13 protein-coding genes are annotated in these 18,558 nt (G+C 36.4%); 4 read left to right on the top strand and 9 right to left on the bottom strand.

Annotated features, from left to right (window positions below):
• Positions 1 to 59 precede the first annotated feature (59 nt).
• Together CG11_RS20320 and CG11_RS20315 are read right to left on the bottom strand one after the other, a co-directional pair.
• Positions 60 to 2,540, bottom strand: a complete 2,481-nt coding sequence (locus CG11_RS20320) for a DUF5916 domain-containing protein (protein ID WP_052598674.1) — start codon at positions 2,538 to 2,540, stop codon at positions 60 to 62.
• Positions 2,541 to 2,622: 82 nt separating this feature from the next.
• Positions 2,623 to 3,417: a thymidylate synthase gene (locus CG11_RS20315; RefSeq protein WP_052598714.1), complete on the bottom strand. Its 795-nt coding sequence runs from the start codon at positions 3,415 to 3,417 to the stop codon at positions 2,623 to 2,625.
• Positions 3,418 to 4,456: 1,039 nt separating this feature from the next.
• Between CG11_RS20315 and CG11_RS20310 the strand changes: the two genes are divergently transcribed.
• The gene (locus CG11_RS20310; protein WP_052598673.1) at positions 4,457 to 6,649 is read left to right on the top strand and encodes a S8/S53 family peptidase; all 2,193 of its coding nucleotides are present in this window, start codon (positions 4,457 to 4,459) and stop codon (positions 6,647 to 6,649) included.
• A 142-nt stretch (positions 6,650 to 6,791) separates the two neighbouring features.
• Here CG11_RS20310 and CG11_RS20305 read toward each other — a convergent pair whose 3' ends face one another.
• The 4 genes from CG11_RS20305 to CG11_RS20290 all read right to left on the bottom strand — a co-directional run bounded on the left by CG11_RS20305 (position 6,792) and on the right by CG11_RS20290 (position 11,059).
• The gene (locus tag CG11_RS20305; protein ID WP_052598713.1) at positions 6,792 to 7,997 is read right to left on the bottom strand and encodes a DUF1501 domain-containing protein; all 1,206 of its coding nucleotides are present in this window, start codon (positions 7,995 to 7,997) and stop codon (positions 6,792 to 6,794) included.
• A gap of 232 nt (positions 7,998 to 8,229) precedes the next feature.
• Positions 8,230 to 9,621, bottom strand: a complete 1,392-nt coding sequence (locus tag CG11_RS20300) for a DUF1800 family protein (protein ID WP_052598672.1) — start codon at positions 9,619 to 9,621, stop codon at positions 8,230 to 8,232.
• Positions 9,622 to 9,931: 310 nt separating this feature from the next.
• A complete protein-coding gene (locus CG11_RS20295; RefSeq protein WP_052598671.1) occupies positions 9,932 to 10,774 on the bottom strand; it encodes an alpha/beta fold hydrolase in 843 nt (280 codons plus the stop codon).
• 3 nt (positions 10,775 to 10,777) lie between these two features.
• Positions 10,778 to 11,059, bottom strand: a complete 282-nt coding sequence (locus CG11_RS20290) for a hypothetical protein (RefSeq protein WP_052598670.1) — start codon at positions 11,057 to 11,059, stop codon at positions 10,778 to 10,780.
• 134 nt (positions 11,060 to 11,193) lie between these two features.
• Here CG11_RS20290 and CG11_RS20285 point away from each other — a divergent pair, with 134 nt between their 5' ends.
• Positions 11,194 to 12,213 carry an agmatinase family protein gene (locus CG11_RS20285; protein ID WP_052598669.1) on the top strand — a complete coding sequence of 340 codons (1,020 nt, stop codon included), beginning with the start codon at positions 11,194 to 11,196 and terminating at the stop codon, positions 12,211 to 12,213.
• A 109-nt stretch (positions 12,214 to 12,322) separates the two neighbouring features.
• The gene (locus CG11_RS20280; RefSeq protein WP_197043892.1) at positions 12,323 to 13,150 is read left to right on the top strand and encodes a glycerophosphodiester phosphodiesterase family protein; all 828 of its coding nucleotides are present in this window, start codon (positions 12,323 to 12,325) and stop codon (positions 13,148 to 13,150) included.
• A gap of 10 nt (positions 13,151 to 13,160) precedes the next feature.
• Here CG11_RS20280 and truB read toward each other — a convergent pair whose 3' ends face one another.
• Both truB and CG11_RS20270 read right to left on the bottom strand, forming a co-directional pair.
• Positions 13,161 to 13,883, bottom strand: a complete 723-nt coding sequence (truB, locus tag CG11_RS20275) for a tRNA pseudouridine(55) synthase TruB (RefSeq protein WP_052598667.1) — start codon at positions 13,881 to 13,883, stop codon at positions 13,161 to 13,163.
• A 164-nt stretch (positions 13,884 to 14,047) separates the two neighbouring features.
• The gene (locus CG11_RS20270; protein WP_156039837.1) at positions 14,048 to 14,827 is read right to left on the bottom strand and encodes a CpcT/CpeT family chromophore lyase; all 780 of its coding nucleotides are present in this window, start codon (positions 14,825 to 14,827) and stop codon (positions 14,048 to 14,050) included.
• 468 nt (positions 14,828 to 15,295) lie between these two features.
• Here CG11_RS20270 and CG11_RS20265 point away from each other — a divergent pair, with 468 nt between their 5' ends.
• Complete coding sequence (locus CG11_RS20265) at positions 15,296 to 17,908, top strand: DNA gyrase/topoisomerase IV subunit A (protein WP_052598665.1); 2,613 nt, start codon at positions 15,296 to 15,298, stop codon at positions 17,906 to 17,908.
• A gap of 97 nt (positions 17,909 to 18,005) precedes the next feature.
• On the opposite strand, the gene CG11_RS20260 is transcribed toward CG11_RS20265, so the two are convergent.
• On the bottom strand, positions 18,006 to 18,533 hold the full coding sequence (locus CG11_RS20260; RefSeq protein ID WP_052598664.1) for an SMI1/KNR4 family protein: 528 nt from the start codon (positions 18,531 to 18,533) through the stop codon (positions 18,006 to 18,008).
• Positions 18,534 to 18,558: the final 25 nt, after the last annotated feature.

The following is an 18,558-nucleotide window of genomic DNA, read 5'->3' as shown; positions in this document are numbered from 1 at the left end:
AATCGTGTTATGGTTTTATTTCCTCTTTAAATCTACAAAACCTAAGCCATAAACTGCAATTAGTTCAAGCGTTTTCCTCTATTTTTCTTCTTAAACAATGTAAAGAAGTCTAAATAGTACAATGCTTTTATAGAAAATTGATTGTTTTGTCCAGTCTCAAACATCCCCCCAAAGTTATTAAAGTAATCGTAGTTGGGATCTGTCCCGTAACTAAGTATGGCATTTTTCCAAACAACATTCAGTTCAGACCCAGGGGCAAATCTCCATCTAAAAATAAGGTCAATGTTGAATGCATTAAAATTAGTATCGTGATCGCCCCAGTAGATAATATCATTCATTTGACCATTCGTCGAGAGCCCATAGAATTGGTTGTAGTCTACTACTGCCCAGTAATGACGAACCCTTAAGGTAAGTGATATTTTATTCGTAAAAAGATAATTAGCAGATATAGACGTTTCTAAATCTTGTCGAAAACGACTGCCAAAAATGATTTGTTGTTCTCCGGTGCCATTATCGGTTGTTTTCGTCACATAGCCCAAACTATTCCTACGAACCGTTAAATCTGCGCTAAGAATCATATTAAAATTATCACTAAAACGAATCAAAGGTTTTAGGCGTGCTCCAATAACATCCGATGCAGCCCAAGCTCCTTGCCCCCAAAACCGGCGATAATTAAGCCCTCCATCCAAGGCAAATACTTTCCGATAATCACTTGAAAACCAAAAATTAATTCTTGTCCATGTTGGCTTTGCCCAAACTTGCCCATCTGTTCTTGCTTCAAAATAATCGTTGTAGCCCATTGGTTCTATCCGAAAATCAGCTCCCAAAGACAAAAAATTAGTCAATGTAGCTCCCCATTCCCCACCAACCTGTATCCTTGTAAAAACAGCAGGATTATACAGCATTTCATAAGAAAAATCTAGTCCAGACCACATTCTTAAAATATGCCCAAATGGTTGATATGTATTGTATCCAACCCAAGCTGAAGTATTGATAAAGTTTGTTCTCCCTACAAAACCAATGTCATTAATATTATAATCTTTGCTCATGGTTTGTTGGCGCACTCTAAATCTAAAGTTCCCACTAAACTTTTGGAAACTAATATCATATCGATACCCATTATCATAATCCTTATTATGCTTTAAAGTATCTAAAAATCGATGACTCATCGCTGCGCTTCCTGCTACTCCATACACATTTTTCTTATCTGCGATCTTAAACTCTGTCCCTGTAGCCAAAGCATCCGTATACCCTCCAAAACGAACAACAGATGCATTGATCAAACTTACATAAGAATGTCTCCAAAATTGCTGATCGACTACGACTACATTGTAATTCGTAAACGACTCTGTCTCGTAACGTCGAGTTGCCCCTGAATCATTCTGAATTTGTGCAAACGCAGGTGCCGTCACAGCGTTAAACAGTCCTAACCCTAAGCCTTTTTTAGTCCTACCTGAAACTTTTAGGGCATTAATTAAATAGGGTTTTTCAGGGTTTTTAGTAATAAACTCTGTGCTATCCAGTTGCTGAGCAGCCAATCTATATCGTGCAGGAGAACTTCCTATTCGCCTAGAATAAAACAAATTAGCTCGACTAAACAATTCTACTCCCTCTGTAAAAAAAGGGCGTCGCTCCGCATAGTAAATTTCAAAAGGACTAAGATTAAATACTAAATTATCAGACTGAACATCTCCAAAATCGGGGACAAGGGCAACATCCAATGTAAAACTTTCATTAATACCGTATTTCATATCCGCTCCTGCCGAAAAATTGGGTGTAAACGTATGCTTTCCTGTTGCGCCATCATAAGCATGATTTAAATACCCTGCCACATAAGGAGTAAACGATAAACGAACAGGAGGTTGAATGCGTTCGATTCCTTTTAACAAGCCTTGTTGCTGAACTTCATTGTCTTGGGTGGGATCTATATTGCTCCAAAAAAAGCCTTGACGACTTCTACGAATGTTTCTACCAAAGTTAATGCCCCAAGTTTGGATATCGCTTTTCGGAAAACGCAGTTGCGAATATGGAATTTCGAGTTCAGCTACCCATCCATCTTCTACTATTTTGACACCACTTTTCCAGACAGCATCCCAGATACCATCTCCATCATTTTGGTCAACCTGTACGCCCGCTGCGGTAACTTGGAACGTAAAATCCGTTTGCTGCGTGTACATACCATCAATATAAACGGCAAAATTATCCGCATTAACATTTCCAGTCGCATCTCGTACACTCAATTGTTTTAAAATACTATCAGGAGCAGTATCGTACATTTTTGCTCCAATATAAATTCCCTCTGTCGTGTACAAAACTTTAACTTCTGTCCGTTGAGAAGCTTTGCGTCCTGGATTTGGGGTATTTTCAACAAAATCAGTTGCAATAGGTGCCTGATCCCAAACAGATTCATCCAAAACACCGTCTATCTTAGGAGCATTTTCAACATAAATAGCCTTTAATATCTTTTTTCCACTAGGGTCTACTTGACCTACTAAATTGATTGTAATACATACTAATGTTAGTAATAATAGCTGTTTCATTTATTCGCTTCTTATAGGAATATTACAAATAATTGGGGGAACTCTCACAGCTCTGAAATAGGTTTAGATAGAATAACAATCGCTAAACTGCGACAACACCTTTGATGTGGGGATGTGGGTTGTAATCTACCAGTTCAAAATCTTCATACTTAAAATCAAAAATCGACGTAACAGCTGAATTGATTTTCATAGTTGGCAAAGGTCTCGGTGTTCTACTTAGTTGTAATTTTGTTTGCTCTAAATGGTTATTATACAAATGAGCATCTCCAAAAGTATGCACAAAGTCTCCTAAACCTAAATCACATACTTGTGCAATCATCATTGTTAATAAAGCATAAGATGCAATATTAAATGGAACGCCCAAAAAGCAATCTGCACTGCGTTGGTACAACTGACAAGAAAGCTTCCCATTCGCCACATAAAACTGAAACATGGTATGACAAGGTGATAGAGCCATCTTTGGCAAATCGGCTACGTTCCAAGCATTAACAATAATTCGACGAGAATCGGGATTTGTTTTGAGTGTATGAATCACTTCTTGGATCTGATCAATAGTTTCGCCATTAGACCCAACCCAGCTTCTCCACTGTTTGCCATAAACAGGTCCTAAATCTCCATTTTCATCAGCCCATTCATTCCATATACGCACGCCATTTTCTTGCAAATATTGTACATTGGTATCACCATTCAAAAACCACAACAGTTCATAAATAATACTTTTTAAATGTATTTTTTTAGTAGTAACTAAAGGGAAACCATCCTCTAAATTAAAACGCATTTGGTAACCAAAAACAGATTTTGTTCCTGTTCCTGTACGGTCTTCTTTAGAAACACCATGCTCTTGAATATGTTTTAGTAAGTCTAAATATTGTTTCATTGCTGATTTTTTAATTGAAATTTGGCACAAAATACAAGTTTTTTTTTGCTTTACTTCTTCTATTTGTTCATTATTTAGCAATCTTTCTCTCTTTGCTCTCGAAGTGTTCCCGAAGCACTACAACAATCAGATAATCAACTCAAAAGAAATAATTTTATATTTTTTTATGATTTGAATACTTAATATATTCATTAGTGCACATACAGAAAACAAATCATAACTAACTGACTATCAGCGCTAAAATTTCAAACACTCTCCAAAAGAATAAATCAGAGACATTGATTTTGAATAACTTAAAAGCTTTTTTATAGATTGATTCAGTTTATTATTCTTTTCATTTATTAAAATAAAATTTATAATATTGTAGAGTCAGCAATACATAAAATATTATTACAGAAGCACAAAAAAAAAGAACTACAAAAGCATCAATATTCAAATCTCTTATTCCACCGCTCCCCTATGCAATAAGAGACACTACTACTGTTCCGAGAAAAATTGTATAACAAGCAATTTTTTGAAATTATAGCACATATAATTTCAAAGAGTACTGTTATCACAATTAAAAAAATTCACTATGACTTAGAACATTGAAGTACGAATAATATTTATTGCTGACCAATGATAAATATTGCATTTTAACGAGTAAATGGCAAAAATAATCAATTGCTTTTAATTGGCTGTTTTTGCCCATTTACAGTAGGATATTCCTACAAATGAAGACCATTGCTTCCCCTCTAATTATTTTATACTTAATTCAATAAATCAATTCGTTGATTCTTCAACCTTTAGCTCAATTATAAGATCACAAGATCAGTAGTGCGCTATTAGAATACGATTTCAACGAACTATTGTAAAGACCAAAGCACTCGATAAAAAAGAGGGCTATCCTTTGTCATTTCTAATTATTTAGATCTGAAAAAGAAGCTATTGCCTATATCGAACTAAGTCTGGTCTGACGAATTCTTGAATAGCACCTGTATAACAGGGGTAAGTAAACACAAAATATTTATTTAATCATTACCTTTTATAATCAACATTTATGAGACTCACAAAAATATTATTTCAATCTACTAGATTGGGATTAGGGACACTATGTTTTATTTTAAGCTGTATTATGGGAACTACAGTTAGCGCTCAATCTACCTACTACTGGTCCAACAATAACAAGATACCAATTCAAGAAGATCGCAGTAGTATTATTTTTCAATTTAAAGACAATACTACCATCCAATCCTACTTCAAACAGGCAAACAGCTTGATTGCATCGGTAGAAATACACGATGTTCAAGGCAGAGCCGTTGTTCAATTAACGTCCAAACAGACCTCTAGCCCTATTGCTGTTGCCGAAAAACTAGGTATTGATGTCAACCAATTAGAAAGCGCTTCTTTTGGATTAACACTTAACGATGGTTTTCAAATCTGGCCCACCCATCAAATCGTCTTGGCACTACGCAAAGATGCTACTATGAGTGATTTAAATGCTATTATAGGCGAGACAAAAGCAACGATCAAGGAGTCAAAATACAATAGAATTATTTTAGAAGTTAGCGACATTAACAAGGTGGTAACGCTAGCAAATAAACTCTACGAAAGTCCTACTGTAGTATGGGCACATCCTGATTTTTATGCAAAAATAAAGCATAGTTTTACACCTTCAGATCCTCTTTATAGCAATCAGTTTCAAATGAACAATTCCAATGATGTTGACTGTGATGCTCCTGAAGCATGGGATATCAACAAAGGTTCATCTAGCATACGTGTTGCTGTAATCGACGACGGTTTAGAAACACACGAAGACTTGCCTACGTTGAATACTTCTTTGGGATACACACCTGCCAATAATGGCAATGGTACACCAACCTCTAGCGGAAGACATGGCGTTGCTTGCGCAGGTAGCATTAGTGCTGCTCATAATAATGTTGGTGTTGCTGGTATTGCACCTAATGTAGAAATCTTTTCTGTTAATATTTTTTATGGAGGAGAAACAGGTAGTGACCTTGCCAATGCAATCACTTATTCCAAGAATCAAAATGCAGATGTCATGAGTAATTCTTGGGGCTACTCTTCTTGTACATATAGTCTTGATGTTTTAAATACAGCTTTGGCCGACGCCAAAAATAACGGTCGAGGCGGAAAAGGCTGTGTGATTGTATTTGCTGCTGGTAATGACTATGCCTCATGTGTTAGTTATCCTGGCAACAGTTCAAATGTTATTGGAGTAGGTGCGATTACGAATACTGGTGTTCGTTCGGCTTACAGCAATAGAGGGAACAAATTAGATATTTCTGCTCCTTCATCTGGTGGTACTTTAGGCGTTTACACAACTGATAGAATGGGTAGTGCAGGTTACTCTAGTGGCAATTATACAGGCAACTTTGGAGGAACATCTTCTGCCTGTCCTTTAGTGAGTGGTGTAGCCGCATTAGTTTTGTCAGCCAATGGAAACTTAACGAGTGCTCAAGTTCAAAACATCTTAGAGACAACCGCCGATGATATGGGAGCTAGTGGGTTCGATGTAGAATTTGGTCACGGACGTGTCAACGCGCATCAAGCACTTCTTGCAGCTAATGGTGGCGGCGGAGGTAACCCCAACCCTACTTGTGTTGGAACCAATGTAACTTTTACCTTAAATACGGATCGTTATGGTTCAGAAACTTCATGGGTATTAACCAACAGTAATGGCGCAACAGTGGCTTCTGGTAGCAACTACGCCAATAGTCGTACCTATACGTTCAATTGGACTTTAGCAGATGGCAATTATACATTTACCATCAATGATTCTTATGGAGATGGTATTTGTTGTGCTTATGGTAATGGCTCCTACTCATTAGTTGAAGGATCGACAACTATCAAGACTGGAGGTTCATTTAATAGTACAGAAGCAACGAATTTCTGTGTCGCTACAGCAAGTTCTAACTCTAATGGCTCAGGTAATCCAAATGTTAATGTATTTTCCGACGGATCATCTCTAATGGCAACAGAAAAAGAAACGGCTTCTAATTTGGTCATCTATCCAAATCCTGCTAGCGAACAACTAGTCCTTGAATTAGATCATCTAAAAGCAGGAACACAGGTATCTATTATTGACGGAACAGGGCGTTTGGTTTGGTCTAATGAATTGACAACCAATAAATATAATATTAACATTCAAAAATTAGCGAAGGGAATGTACAACTTAACGCTTAGAGAACCGAATGGTACCTTAATCACAAAACATTTTGTAAAAAAGTAAATTAGCAAACTTCCACCTGAATAATAAATAGTTTGAATCAATGCGCTGCCTATTAATCTTTTTAGTAGGTGGCGTTTTTTTTTGCTCATCACAAATATCCATTGGAGCATTCTAGATGCGTTCTAGTTCAACCCACACGTTATCATACAAAACCCAAAGAATCAAATGGTTGCTGCAAGACTACTTGGTCATCTGTTTTCAACCAATCTTTGAGAATTGTCGCATAAACATTTCTAAAATCAATGGCGTACTTTACATCTCCCTTATCTAAATTTAACAAATTAGGGCCTTCGTTGTAAAAGCCTTGTTTTTTAAGCTTGCCTCCCATTAAGTAAAGGTTATTTCCTGCACCATGGTCGGTTCCTCGACTTCCATTTTCGGCTACTCGACGACCAAATTCTGAAAAAGTCATGACCAAGGTATCTTCCCATTTATTATTTTGCTTCAAATCGCGAACAAAAGCCATCATAGCATCCGAATAAGCCTGTAACAGCCGCTCTTGCTGAGCTACTTGGTTGTTGTGGGTATCAAAACCACCCAATGTCACATAGTAAATTTGCGTATCCGCCTCCGAAACAATCAACTCTGCTACCTGTTTCAGTTCTTTTCCCAGCTGTCCTTTAGGATAATTAGCTTTAGAAGTATAGACCTTTGATTTTTCATAAATGTAATCTGCCGAAGAAATTGTATTTGCCAATGTTTTGTATAAATAAGCAACATTTTCTTCATGTTCGTGATGATGATGGTGCTGTGCTACTGCCTGCACAATTTTGCTGCGAGTCGTATTTCTTAATTGGTTAGGATTTTTCATGGCAAAACCGCTCTTCTGATAACCTTTTAGAGCCAAACTCAAGGTATCGTCTATCTCTATTGCATGGTGTGGATTTTGACAATGAGCACAGTTGCCGTCTAAATAACGCCCCAACCAACCTGTTGATAAAAATTCATTGGAAGCACTTGCGGTATGCCAAATATCCATGGATCTAAAATGAGAACGGTCTGGATTAGGATAACCGATATTGTTAATAATACATACATCTCCACTATCGTATAATTGCTGCAAAACTTGAAGCTTGGGATTAAACCCCAATGCATCCGTCGCCTTTAAAACCTTATTGGATGGCACTGCAATTGTTGGTCGACTCTTATAGTAAACATCGTTTGTATAAGGAACAATGGCATTCAAACCATCGTTTCCTCCCGAAAATTGTACCACAACCAATTTTCTATTTTTATAATTTTGTATGCTTTGTCGATCAAATGCATTTAGGAACATAGGTAACAACATTGTTCCTGCAGTTGCCAAACCTGTGTGTTTTATAAATTGACGACGTGATATATTTTTCATAGTTACTGTTTTTCGTTGGTAAATCAATAGTTCGTCAAAAAACTTTATTAGATTGATAACCAGTAAGTTGCAAACTTGTTGCACTTTATGTTAAATTTTTGATTATCAACCTAATATAAATGTGCTTTTTTATCTTTTTGGCAACTAAGCTTGCGATCTCACGAGCGCAGCGAGCTAAAAAAGTAAAAATCAACGAACTACTATAAATCACTACAAGCAGTTATAAATGGAGTTAACATACTTGATATTCTGGCAAACTCATTATACCCAATACATAAGCCTTCATAGTGCCTTCTGTTGAGCTAGCCTCTTTAGCCATTGTTTCAATGAATGAATTTTGAATAGAAAATGGTGTTTGTAATAAATAGGCTTCTAGGGCCACTCCCAAATCATCGTTTTTTATCTTTGAAAACGCTTTGGTTAATCCATTAACATCGCCCGTTAGTTCCAAATTTTTGAGTCGTCCTCCTTTTGCCTCTTCTGGTTCATTTTTTAATTCTAACGTTAATTCAGCTCGTTGAAACACAAACGCCGCAAAATTCATTCGAAGCATTAAGGTAGCATTATCAATCCACGTTTTTCCTCCTGGCCAACCTGCTACGTTAGGAGGTCTAAACAACGTTTGCCCCAATGCCCGTTGTGGAAACAAAACAGATTTAGCATTTCCATATTTCAAATTCAACACCTTTCCTATTCCAACCAACAATTCTATTGGTGATTTTATTTTTGTCCCCACATTTTCTGCGGCATAAAACCAATCGCTTTCAAATAATGTGCGCATCATAGTTTCAATATTATAATTGGACTGGTACAACACTTTTGCCAATACAGCAACATTGTTTTCATTCACTTGCTCATTAACAAAATAACGATAAACCTTTCTTGCCAAAAACGTTGCTGTTTCCTTTCGATCTAAAATAATATCAATAATATCATCCCCATTCCAATTCCCTGTTTTGCCCATAAACACCTTTTTCTCAAAATCATGTTGCCGCTCTGTAAACTTAAAATCTCCAGTTACTCGATCTGAAAACCACCCCGTAAAAGCTCTTGCCGCTTCTTGAATATCTTTTTCGGTGTAATTCCCTCTACCAATAGTAAATAGCTCCATTAGTTCACGAGCATAATTCTCATTGGGCTTATTTTTTCTATTTTGCTGATTGTTTAGATACAAAATCATTGCAGCATCTTTGGATATAGCCAACACTAAATCTCTAAAATTCCCCAAAGCATAGCGACGAATGGTATTAATTTGCTGAGCAGCATAATCAAACCGCTTCGACTCGCAAGCAAAGTGACCATGCCAAAATAATGTCATTTTTTCTTGTAAACAATTGGACTCATTTGAGGTCATTTGGCGCACCCAGTTTAAGTTAACCTCCGTTGTTAGTTGCTGTATTTCCTTCATTTTTTCTCTGCGTTCTTTTTTTTCCATTGCTTTGAAACTTTGCGCAGAAGGCATATTATAATAAGGTATTCGAACAGGATTGACTTTTTTAGCCTCCTTGAACAAATCATTCAGAACCTTCTCTAGTGGTTGTTTTTTCTTTTTTTGGAATTCAATAGGAGACAAACCAAAGCCTGCCCGCCAATATAAGTGTTGTATCTTTTGTTCTTCTGTCATTGGTTTCTTATTAAAAAAACATGAATGGCCAATTGATTCATTTTATTTATTCATCAATAGTTCGTTAAAACCACGCAGTAGCAGCGTAGCTAACTATTATATTCATAATACCCCCATAAAAAAACCTTACAAGGTATACTTTGCCTAGTTCGACAACACATACCCTGCAAGGTTTAATCCAATTATTATTTTTTTTCTGCGCACTTATTTTAAGCGGCACAGTCTGTCCACTTATTTACGGTGCCATTTTTTGAGTCCTGTATAGCCAATAAGTTCCTGATACAATTATAGTAACCTAGTTTATTCAATACTACAAAGAACTAAAATGCTTCAACAAAATAGCATTAACTTCATTTGAACGTTCGTGCATTACCCAATGACTTGTTTTATCAAAAACTGTCAAACGTCCTTCTGTACATTGTTTTAAGCTCAATTCTGCCAACCCTACTTCTAGATACTTATCCTGCTCGCCCCACAAAATATGAGTCGGAATGTCAATTTGCCCATACTGTATTTCTCTACTTTTAACACCATCTACAAATCCTCGATACCAATTGACCATCGTATGAATGGCATTGGGTTGTGACCAAGCAGACAAGTATCGTTTTAACAGTTGAGGTGACAAAGATTTAGGCATGCTCTTTCGCAACACTCTGTAGTTAAATGCTTTGATCAATCGTTCTGGCAAGAAAGGTAATTGAAAAAATAAGACATACCAACTTTTAAATTTTTGAGATGTATTCGTTCTGCTATATTTCATGCTAGCCAAAAAATGAGGTGCACTAATTATTGCCAGCTTTTGGACTCGCGCTGGATACAAAGTTGCTATAGACCAAGCAACAATACCCCCAAAATCATGTCCGGCCAAACTTATTGTATCATAGCCTAACGCATCCGCCAAGCCCATAATATCTGCTGCAAGTATACGCTGACGGTACGCCTCTTTTTCTAGAGGTTTATCACTGTGATTGTATCCTCGTTGATCCGGTGCAATAACTCTAAAGCCACTGGCAGCAAGCGCTTCCATTTGCTTTTCCCACGTAAACCAAAAATCAGGAAATCCATGCAGTAAAAAGATAGGCTTTCCATCTGATGGACCTATCATTCTAACTTGCAATTGAATGCCATTTGTCTTGATATATCTAGTTTCCATCTCTTATGATTTTTGTTCTATTTTCTTATAAACAAATTCCAATACAAAACAAATGACAACCACTCCCAAGGCGATAAAAACATCTAACTTGCTAGTCGAATAATGCTGTACTAACATGACAATTATTGCTACCAAACAAGCCACACAAGCCAAAGCAGGAACAAAAGCGTTTCCTTTGGTTTTATTGGACAACTTAAAACCTACCGAATTTACAATAGCAAATACCAATAAAAAGCCAACACTTCCAGCAGTAGATATACTTTCTAATTCTAATGTATTAACCATTAAATATCTAACAAAGTAATTTTAAATTAGATTGCAAGTATTAAGATTATTACCGTTCTTTGGCAATATCTCTACTTAAAAATAAAAGACTTTATCAACTTTTTCATTTTCGTCAATTATTAAATTTCATATTCATGCAAAAAGACTTTGATCCTAGTGGCTATGCCATTAAAAACGGTAATTTTATTGGATTGCCTTACGATCAAGAAAACGCTAAAATTATACTTCTTCCAGTGCCTTGGGAAGCTACGGTTTCTTATGCTGCGGGAACAGCTCTAGGACCTAGCAATATTCTAGAGGCTTCTTATCAATTGGACTTAGTAGATTGGAAGTTTGGCAATGCATGGGAGACGCCCATTTATATGATGCCAGTAGATGCGAGCATACAAGCATTGAGCGACTCAACTCGCCAATTGGCAACGCAACATATTGACAATCTAGAGCAAGCAAAAGCTTCGGATCCCAACTTAGTACAACAAGTCAATCAAAATTCAGAGCAACTCAACAATTGGGTCTACGAGCAAAGCAAAGCATTTTTAAAAAAAGGGAAAAAAGTAGGCTTAGTTGGGGGCGAACATAGTGTTCCTTTAGGCTACCTAAAAGCATTAGCAGAACAGGAAGGAGAATTTGGTATTTTGCAAATTGATGCCCATTGTGACCTACGTGCTGCTTACGAGGGATTTACCTATTCTCATGCCTCTATTTTTTATAATGCTTTGGAACAAATTCCACAAATCACACAACTGACACAAGTTGGGGTACGAGATGCTTGTCAGGCAGAATTTGACTATGCTCATGCCCATAACGATAGAATCACGCTATATGGAGTTAATTATATTCGAGAGCAACTTTATGCACAATTTCAAACTTACCACGAAATTTGCCAACAAATCATTGACTCCTTACCGCCCAAAGTATATATTAGTTTTGACATTGATGGGTTAGATCCCAAACTGTGCCCTCATACAGGCACTCCCGTTCCTGAGGGGATAGAATATATGGAAGCTGTCCATTTGTTGCATCAAATTATCAATAGTGGTCGACGCATTATTGGCTTTGATTTGTGTGAAGTGGGCAGTGCTAGTGAGTGGGATGGTAATGTTGGGGCACGCATTTTGTACAAATTAGCCGTCCTGTTGGGGCGTTGTTTGTAGCTCTACCCAACAAAAACATTATATATTGGGCATCAGTAGTATGCCCAATATGCCAAAGCACTTAAAGAACAAAAGTACCCCTTCTTTTTTATCATTAATCTTAGTTGCAATGTTTACAATACACGGACATAGAGGTTGTAGAGGATATTTACCCGAAAATACAATTCCTGCTTTTTACAAAGCAATTGACATGGGCTGTCATTTCTTAGAAATGGATGTTGTAGTTACTAAAGACAAGGAAGTTTTAGTTTCCCATGAACCTTGGTTAAATCATGAAATTTGCTTGGCTCCTGATGGTAAAGCGCTAAATCCCTCCAATGAAAAAGAGTACAATTTGTACCAAATGACCTATGCCCAAATAAAGCAAATTGATTGTGGAAGTATTGGACACCCTCGTTTCCCCTCTCAAAAGCCAATGCGCACCTACAAACCTTCGTTGCGAGATATGATTGATGCCATGGAAGCATATACGACACTAAATGGTCTATTACCAATCGCTTACAATATCGAAGTCAAACGCCACCCTAAAGACGATGGTCTATTTCATCCAAATGGTCTCGAATTTACTACCTTAATCATTGATATTTTAAAAGAAAAAAATGTGCTGCATCGCAGTCAATTTCAATCTTTTGATATCGAATGTATGCAGATAGCACGCCAATTAGCTCCAAACCTACGGTTATCATTTTTGGTTGATAACGATAAAAGTATAGCAGAAAACATGACCGACTTAGGTTTCCAACCACCTGTTTATGGTCCTTATTTTAAGCAAATTGATGCCGCTATGATGGATTACGCCAATGCCAATAACATCCAAGTTATTCCTTGGACTGTTAATGAAAAAGCAGATATTGACCGATTAATCCAAATGGGGGTCAATGGTTTGATTTCGGATTATCCAGATAGAGTAGCAGAAATATGGCAAGCATATCGCTAAAAGTGAAAATTTATTCTGTCACTTCTGGATGATAATTTTCTTGAATGTGTGTAATTAAATCATCCAATTGCCAAGCATCTTTCAAAGTGTGCTCTCCTATTTGTGTGCGTCTTAATTTTGTTAAATAAGCACCATTGTCCAATTTTTGTCCAAAATCATGCGCTAGAGAACGGATATAAGTCCCTTTGCTGCACTTCACCTCAAAATCCAAGTCAGGAAAACGAATATTCGTTATTTTAAAATCGTGAATGGTCACTTTTCTCGATTTCACCTTTACTTCCTGTCCTTTTCGTGCTTTTTTATACAAAGGTTGACCATCTACTTTGATTGCAGAAAACATTGGCGGAATTTGCTCTATTTCTCCCACGAAATGTGGCACATTATTCGCAATCATTTCAGGGGTAATGTTGTCTAATGTAAAAATCTCATTAACAGCTGTTTCTGCATCGTAAGAAGGGGTTGTAGCCCCCAAACGAATACTTCCATCATATACCTTATATTGGCTTTGGTAGGTTTCAATTTTCTTCGTAAACTTACCTGTACAAATAATCAACAAACCGGTAGCCAACGGGTCTAAAGTCCCAGCATGTCCTACTTTAATTTTGCGTACACCCAATGCTTTTTTTAATGCGTAACGAATTTTATTAACCACATCAAAAGAAGTCCACTCTAAAGGCTTGTCTACTAAAAGAGTTGCTCCTTCTTTAAAATCATATTTCTGACCAGGCACCATTGTTTTATGTTATCAATCTAAACAGTAAATTTTAAGAGGGCACAAATTACATTATTTATAGTAATACTTCCTTGAAAAGCTTGTTTTTTTTATCAAAATAAGACATTACTGTTAACCGTTTGATACCAAGAGAAGCCAGCTTTAGCTGGCTAGAGATTTGATAGCTATCGCAAATAACTTGGATTTATCATTGCATCTTTTCTTAAACGTTCTCCTTGCGTTTGTCCAAGATATTCCTTGTCTTTATTGTAAACATTCCTTCCAAAAACCATCATTTGTGGGCGAACCAAAAAATAAGTCGCTACAAAACCACCCTCGTTGTTTTCTCGCTCGTCAGCAAACCACCTAGTTTCTCCTTTATAATGTATGGGCGATTCTCTTACATAAACGACTTCTGCCCCCTCCGATTCTTTCAACTCTAGCAGATTAACTGATTCAAATGCTTTTTCAGGGTTAGACAACATATCTTCCAAGGATGCTTCAAACTCTTCTGGTAGGTCATAATAAACCGCATGAATAGTATCTCTATTAATTTCTACCAACTTAGAAAAGGTTGCATGCAAGGGCTCATTGGGCAAACTAGTCATCACTTGGCAATTGTACATCCAATAACCTTCTTTGTTAGGATTACCAACAGGCAAATGGTAAACAACTACACTATCTTGCCCTTCATTAATTAGCCATGTAGAATATTTTTTTCCTTCGGGATCTAAAGCTGTGTTGTATTGTACAAATTTGCCACACATAATAGAGTGTAGGCGTTTTACGCTTCCTTTGATAACGCTATAGGTTTCATCCTGTCGACTATCTACTCCTCGTACAAAAACACCTTTTTCTTTGTAATTTGATTTTTCAGCGACTTCTTTATTCCCTGCACAGGATACCATAGCGATACTAACAGCTGACATAAGGAACAAAATTGTTGATTTTTTGAGACGGTTCATTCGTATAATAAGATTAAATTAACAATAATATATTGTAGTATAAGGGGAGGTCTTAATCATTACATCTTATTATCATACGATGATCTATTGCAATAAGTTACTAATATTCATAAAATAATACCATCATCTATTGGTATAAAAAAAACACCTATTTATTTTATTTCTTTTCTTTAAAAATAGTAGTTCGTTGTTTAACTGCGTTGCTACTGTATGGTTTCACCGAACTATTGTAAAAACATTCGTTAGCCAAACAACAAGCAGACTGTTATAACACACATCCTAAAATCTATTATTTGTTTACAATAGTGAAAACATAAAACAAAAAAGTGACACTTTCTGTTGCTTTTTTATGCAAAAACAAACAAAAAGTTGTATATTCGTGTTCTCAAAATCCCTTTAAATGAAATGATGTATTTAATCAGCTACTAAATATATCAAAAAATCATATTCTATAATTAATAAACTAGAATGGAAGAAAACAACGAAAACTTAGACGATAATTTAGAAGAAAATGAAATAGACGCCTCTAAAGTGACACAAATAGATGTTATTGAGGATATGTATAAGGATTACTTTCTAGATTATGCCTCCTATGTTATTTTAGAACGTGCCATACCTACCGCACAGGATGGTCTAAAACCTGTTCAGAGAAGGATTTTGCATTCTATGTTCTTAATGAATGATGGTCGTTTTCATAAAGTTGCTAATATTATTGGGCAAACAATGCAATTTCATCCACATGGTGATGCTGCGATTGGAGATGCTTTGGTTCATATTGGTCAAAAAGACCTAATGATTGATTGTCAAGGGAACTGGGGAGATGTCAGAACAGGAGACCGTGCAGCGGCTTCTCGTTACATCGAGGCTCGTTTATCAAAATTTGCACTAGATATTGCATTTAACCCTAAGACAACTAATTTTCAATTGTCCTACGATGGTCGAAAAAAGGAGCCGATCATGCTTCCTATGAAGTTTCCATTGTTACTAGCACAAGGTGTAGAGGGTATTGCTGTCGGACTTTCGACCAAGATACTGCCTCATAATTTTGTCGAATTAATAAAAGCTTCTATTAGTTTACTAAAAGGCAAAAAAGTTCAAATCTTCCCTGATTTCCATACTGGAGGGCTAGCTGACTTCTCTAACTATAATGGTGGTAAACGAGGCGGTAAAGTTCGTGTTCGTGCCAAAATTAATATCATTGATAAAAGGCACTTGACTATCACAGAAATCCCTTATGGCACGACTACGACAGGTGTTATAGATAGTATTATCAAAGCTAATAATAAGAATAAAATTAAAATTAAAAAGGTCATTGATAATACGGCGGCTGATGTGGAAATCTCGGTTGAATTGCCATCTGGAGCTTCTCCTGAAATGACCATGGATGCGCTATATGCCTTTACCGATTGTGAAATTTCTATTTCGCCCAATGCATGTACTATTAATGAGGACACTCCTGTATTTACTACTGTTGAGGAATTGTTACAAATTTGTACCGATCAAACTCAATTTTTGTTAGAATGGGAATTGAAAATTCGCAAAAAGGAATTAGAAGATAAATGGCATCAGTCAAGCTTGGAAAAAATCTTTATTGAGAATAAAATTTATCAAGACATTGAGGATTGTGAATCTTGGGAAGAAGTACTAGAGGCGATTGATAATGGCCTAAAGCCATTTATAAAGAACCTAAAGCGAGAGGTGGTTGAAGATGACTTGATTCGATTGACTGAAATTAAAATCAAGCGTATCTCTAAATACAATAAATTCAAAGCTGATGAGCTACTCAAAGCCATTGAAGAGGAATTAAAAGAAGTTGAACATCATTTAATTCATATTGTTGAATATACAATTGCTTATTACAAAGACCTTTTGCAAAAGTATGGGAAAGGTAGAGAACGCAAAACAGAAATCACCAATTTTGGAACCATTAACGCGGCAAGTGTGGTCGTTAATAATGCCAAACTCTATATCAATAGAGCCGAAGGTTTTATGGGCTATGGTCTCAAAAAAGATGAGTTTATTTCAGAGTGTTCTGATATTGATGATGTGATTGTATTCTACAAAGATGGTAGTTACAAAGTTGTTCGTATTGCTGACAAGGTGTTTATTGGTAAACATCCTCTTCATGTCGCCATTTGGAAAAAGGGAGACAAACGAATGGTTTATAATATGGTTTATGCGGATCTCAACAAAGGGGTCAACTATGCCAAACGCTTCAATGTTTCCGCTATTACTAGAGACAAACAATATCCTGTTGCCTCTAAAATAGAAAAGTCCAAAGTGCTGCATTTTTCTGCCAATCCTAATGGTGAAGCTGAGATTATCAGTGTGCAATTGACTCAGAGCTGTAGCGCCAAAAAGAAAGAATTTGAATATGACTTTGCAGAATTAGCAGTCAAAGGTCGCAGTTCTAGGGGAAACATTATTACTAAGTATCCAATTCGAAAAATCAAAGTTACACAACAGGGAACTTCAACGCTAGGAGCTATCAAAATTTGGTATGATGATACAACTGGGCGTATCAATTCTTCTGCTTATGGGAAATACGTTGGTGCGTTTGAGGAAGAAGATAAAATTATTGCATTGTATCAAGACGGGTCCTATGAATTAACCAATTATGAATTGACCAATCGATTTGATCCCAAAACAATTATCGAACTCAGAAAATGGCATAAGGATATGGTCGTTTCCTCTATACACTACGATGGGGAACGCAAATCTACATACGTTAAGCGCTTTAATATTGAAACCAATACGTTGAATCAAAAATTCAACTTTCTACCCAATGAATATGTTAGCACCAAATTGCTCTTTGGCTCTCTACATCCCAACCCTGTTGTAGAATACAAAGTTCGAGCGGGACGTTCTAAGAGTATCGAAGGAGAACTTAAACTAACGGACTTCATTGATATAAAAGGATGGAAGTCCTTAGGAAATAAATTAAGTGACAGCAAGCTTATTAGCGTCAAAGCGATTCATAAAGAAATTGAACCTTCGGAAGAAGATGATGATGCTAAAGCAAAGGCTAAAGCTTCTAAAAGGGAAGCTACTGAAGAAGACAAACAAAACACTTTGTTTTAAGTAAGCAATTTGTCCTAAATAAAAAAATGAGACCACCTGATATAAGTTTTGATCAGGTGGTCTCTCTTATTGTATAGATAGAATAGGTTTCAATTCCTTAGGTCGGATGTTTTGTTATAAACTCTAAAACATCTTCAAAATAACCTGTTAAGTTCTCATAAACATCTTCATATGCCATTCGGTAAGTAAGTCCCCAATATTCCCAGTCCTCGCCTTCATTTAAAGGAGGAATCAATAAAACATAGCCATTTTTATTGACGATATACCCGTCTTCAATTTCTCCTCCTATAACAATTCCTCGTTCTATCTTTGGTTCTTCGACCTCTGGGTTGTTGTATTTCCAGATTTCTATTCCTATGACACTAACATCTTCTAATCGTTTTACCTCATTTACTTTTAACATACGAGACTCGTATTCTGAAACCCTAGCATAACCGTTACAAAGTTTTAGAAATGCCCTATAGTCGTCTGGAAATCTTACTCCAAGCTCATTTTCTTTTTCTACAATTGCTGCTTCTGTAGCGGGTGAAAAGCCTAACCATGTAGAAGATGGTGCTTGTTCAGTAGGTTCTAAACTTTTTGCAGCATTGGCTTGCTCAAAAATTTTCTCTAAAATTTGCTTCATTTCTTTATTTTTAAAAATACTACTT

It is taken from the genome of Aureispira sp. CCB-QB1 (assembly GCF_000724545.1).
Taxonomy (GTDB): domain Bacteria; phylum Bacteroidota; class Bacteroidia; order Chitinophagales; family Saprospiraceae; genus Aureispira.
Note: the sequence above shows the minus strand (reverse complement) of the source record. Positions and strands in the feature narration are given on the sequence as shown.